General features: G+C 74.3%; 4 protein-coding genes. 2 read left to right on the top strand and 2 right to left on the bottom strand.

What is annotated here, in order from left to right; genetic code table 11:
* Positions 1-235 (top strand): prolyl oligopeptidase family serine peptidase (locus tag G3I40_RS01785; RefSeq protein WP_164300367.1); only part of this gene is annotated, 235 nt, incomplete at its 5' end.
* A gap of 198 nt (positions 236-433) precedes the next feature.
* Positions 434-1,597, top strand: coding sequence for an alpha-hydroxy-acid oxidizing protein (locus tag G3I40_RS01780; protein WP_164300366.1), 1,164 nt, complete (start codon positions 434-436; stop codon positions 1,595-1,597).
* A 51-nt stretch (positions 1,598-1,648) separates the two neighbouring features.
* Here the strand turns inward: G3I40_RS01780 and G3I40_RS01775 are convergent, their stop codons facing one another.
* Together G3I40_RS01775 and G3I40_RS01770 are read right to left on the bottom strand one after the other, a co-directional pair.
* Positions 1,649-2,464: an N-formylglutamate amidohydrolase gene (locus G3I40_RS01775; RefSeq protein ID WP_164300368.1), complete on the bottom strand. Its 816-nt coding sequence runs from the start codon at positions 2,462-2,464 to the stop codon at positions 1,649-1,651.
* A 214-nt stretch (positions 2,465-2,678) separates the two neighbouring features.
* The coding region (locus tag G3I40_RS01770; RefSeq protein WP_164300365.1) for an amidohydrolase family protein at positions 2,679-3,634 on the bottom strand (956 nt) is incomplete at its 5' end.

Below are 3,634 nucleotides of genomic sequence, written 5' to 3'. Positions count from 1 at the left end.
CCCGGTACGCCACGCGCACGCGGACGCGCCGCCGTTCCTGATCGTGCACGGGGAGGCCGACACCCTGGTCCCGTGCGGGCACGGGCGGGCGCTGGCTGACGCGCTGCGGGCGGCGGGCGCCCCGGCCGAGCTGCGCACCGTACCGGGAGCGGAGCACGGCTGGGTCGGCGTCGACGAGGACACCGTGCGCCGCATCTTCGACGCGTCGCTGGAGTTCGCCGTCAAGACCGGCTGACCTCTGTTCCGGGCGCCGCCGTCCTGGCAGATTGGGGCGGGCCGCCCGGAAACCCGGATCCGGCGTCACGTTCAATACGTCGATGCCGTCCCCGTACATTGACGCCTTCCCCGTGCGGGGACGCTTCCTCCGCGCGGGGAAGACCGTGACTCCCCCGACGGCCCGACGATCCCGACGACTTCGATGACGAGGTGTGCGATGAGCCCGCAGTTCGGCGACTACCAGTACGAGATCTACCTCGACGGACTGCGCGGTGTCGTCCCGACCCAGCCCATGGACTTCGCCGCCCTGGAGGAGCGGGCGCGGGCGGCGCTGCCCGCGTCGGTGTGGTCGTACGTGGCGGGCGGCGCCGGCGACGAGCACACGCAGCGCGCCAACGTGCGGGCGTTCGAACGGTACGGGCTGGTGCCGCGGATGATGGTGGGCGCGGCCGAGCGGGACCTGTCGGTGGACCTGTTCGGGATGCGGCTGTCCTCGCCGCTGTTCATGGCGCCGGTCGGTGTCATCGGCCTGTGCGCGCAGGACGGGCACGGGGACCTGGCGACGGCCCGGGCGGCGGCCCGCACGGGCGTGCCGATGGTGGCCTCGACGCTGTCGGTCGACCCGATGGAGGAGGTGGCCGCCGAGTTCGGCGAGACCCCTGGCTTCTTCCAGCTCTACACGCCGACGGACCGGGCGCTCGCCGAGAGCCTCGTCAAGCGGGCCGAGGCGGCGGGCTACAAGGGGATCGTCGTCACGCTGGACACCTGGGTGACGGGCTGGCGCCCGCGCGACCTGTCGACCTCGAACTTCCCGCAGCTGCGCGGCCACTGCCTGAGCAACTACACCTCCGATCCGCGCTTTCGCGACCTCGTCCCGGGCACCGACCCGATGGACACCGTCTCCACCTGGGTCGGGATCTTCGGCAACCCGCTCACCTGGGACGACCTGCCCTGGCTGCGCTCGCTCACGGACCTCCCGCTGATCCTGAAGGGCATCTGCCACCCCGAGGACGCGCGCCGGGCACGGGACGGCGGCGTCGACGGCATCTACTGCTCCAACCACGGCGGCCGCCAGGCCAACGGCGGGCTGCCCGCGCTCGACGCGCTGCCCGGCGTCGTCGCCGCCGCGGACGGCCTGCCGGTCCTCTTCGACTCGGGGGTCCGCTCGGGCGCCGACGTCGTCAAGGCGCTGGCCCTGGGCGCGACGGCGGTCGGTGTCGGGCGCCCGTACGCGTACGGGCTCGCGGTCGGCGGCGAGGACGGCCTGGTGCACGTGCTGCGCACGCTGCTCGCCGAGGCCGATCTGATCATGGCCGTCGACGGCTACCCGACGCTGTCGGACCTCACGCCCGCCTCGCTCGCCGTCGTCCCGCGGCCCTGAACGGCCGCATCGACCCCCTGCGGCTCGTGTACCGCTCTCCCGGGCAGGATTTCAGCCGCACGCCTCGACGAGGTGCGCGAGGCAGGACGCGGCCTTCGCCAGGCCGTCGTGCGGGGTGACGGGCTCGTCGAGGTAGACGTCGCGGCGCAGTTCGAGCATGAGGGCGCTGACCCGGGCGTCGCTGCCGTAGTGCCGCAGGGGAACGTACGTCCCCGCGAAGGGCGTGTTCAGGCCGCTCTCGCCGAGCGGGGCGAAGGCCTCGCGGGCCAGGGCGAGCAGCGTAGGCGGGGTGTGGAAGGGGTCGGTGCCCAGACAGACGGGCGGCCGGGGGTCCGTGCCGTGCAGTTCGTAGGGCAGGGCGCGGCTCGGGTACGAGTGGACGTCGATGACGACGGCCCGGCCGGTCGCGGCGAGGCGGTCGTCGACGGCGCGGGTCATCGCCCGTGCGTACGGGTGGAAGTACGTCGCGAGCAGGGACTCCTCGTCGGCAGGGGGTTCGGGGCGCAGCGGGGCGCGCTGCGTGGTGCGGGTGTAGACCGCGCCCATGCCGACCGCGCGCATCTCCTCGCGCGCGTCGGGGAACCGCTCCGGGTCGACGACGAGGCGGGAGCGTTCGTTGACGAAGCGCCACGGCGTCACCGGGGCGGCCCGCGCCGCCCGTTCCGCGAGGTCCTGGGTGTGCGCGTCCGTGATGAGGTCCAACTCCCGCTCCAGGGCGGCGGCGTCGAGCAGGAGGCCCGCGCGCACGGGCGACGGGACGGTGCGGGAGCCGTGCGGCACATGGAGGATGACCGGCGAGGCGGGGTCGCCGGGGACGATCCTGTGCCCGGGTCCTGCGTCCTGTGCGGATCTGTCCGTGGTGTCCATGCGCCTACTTTCCCAGGTGTCGTACGGCCTGTCGGGGGTGATCGCGGCGGCGCTGTGGGTGGGGTCCTGGCGCTGGCCGCCGACGGCCCGTTCGGGGCCGTCGGCAACCGCCTCGCTCCCCGCGGCACGCGCCTCTGGCAGCCCGTGCGGTCGGTCCTCCGCCCGCACGGCGGGTCCAGAGGCCAGGGTCTCAGCCGCCCGCACGGCAGGTCCGCTAGAAACCGGGATCGCAGCAGCCTTCGCGCCTCATGTGGCGGCCGACCTCCAGCCAGTCGTCCTGCGCCCCGGCCGTGTGGGCCTTCGTGGTCACCGGCTCGAACGCGGCGACCAGGTCGGCCTGTTGGAACGGGATGCCGCCGCGCAGCACCGACGTCGTACGGATCAGATCGTCGAAGTCGGTGAACGGGTCGCCGTCGACGACGGTGAGGTCGGCGAGCCTGCCCTCCCGCACGGTGCCCAGGTCCGCGTCCGCGCCGAAGACCCGCGCGGGCAGCACGGTCGCGGTGCGCAGGGCCCCGGCCGGCGAGAGACCACCGCGGTGCAGGGCGCGCAGCGCGAGGTGGAGGTGCAGTCCGACGGGCACCAGCGGCTGGTCGGTGCCGAGCGCGACGAGGCCACCGGCGGCCAGGATGCGCCGGTAGACGTCGGTCTCCCTGCGCAGCGTGGCCAGTTGGGCGGCGGTGGGCGGCGTCCTGGCCAGCTCGTCGACGACGGCCGTGTCCCAGGGCGGCATCAGCGCGGTCACCCGCGGGTCGGCCGCAAGCCCCGGGTCGGCGCCGAGCAGCGGCGCGGCGGTGAACGGCGTCGCGACGAGGTGGAACCCGGCGCGCGTGTAGATCTGCTCGACGTCCTGGCCCGAGCGGCCGCTCGGGGTGGTGGCGTGCCCGAACTCCAGTCGCTGGGTGGCCTGCAGATGGGTCGTCAGGTCCTGGCCGACCTGCACTCCGGGGGTGCACAGGTGGCTGCCGCTGCGCACGCCGAGCCGTTCGTGTGCGAAGCGGGCCGCTTCCTTCATCACCCAGCCCGGCGCCCGGACGTAGGTCTTGACGAAGTCCCAGTCGAGCGCCGCGGCCCGGTCGAGGGAGCGGCGCAGGCCCGCGCGGGTGCGGTGGGCGCGGCCCATGCTGTACGCGACGCGGGCGCCGTCCAGGAGTTCGCCGGTGGCCAGCA

Origin of the sequence: Streptomyces sp. SID14478, from assembly GCF_010548525.1 — a bacterium.
Lineage (GTDB): Bacteria > Actinomycetota > Actinomycetes > Streptomycetales > Streptomycetaceae > Streptomyces.
This window is presented reverse-complemented; position numbering and strand designations above follow the sequence as displayed.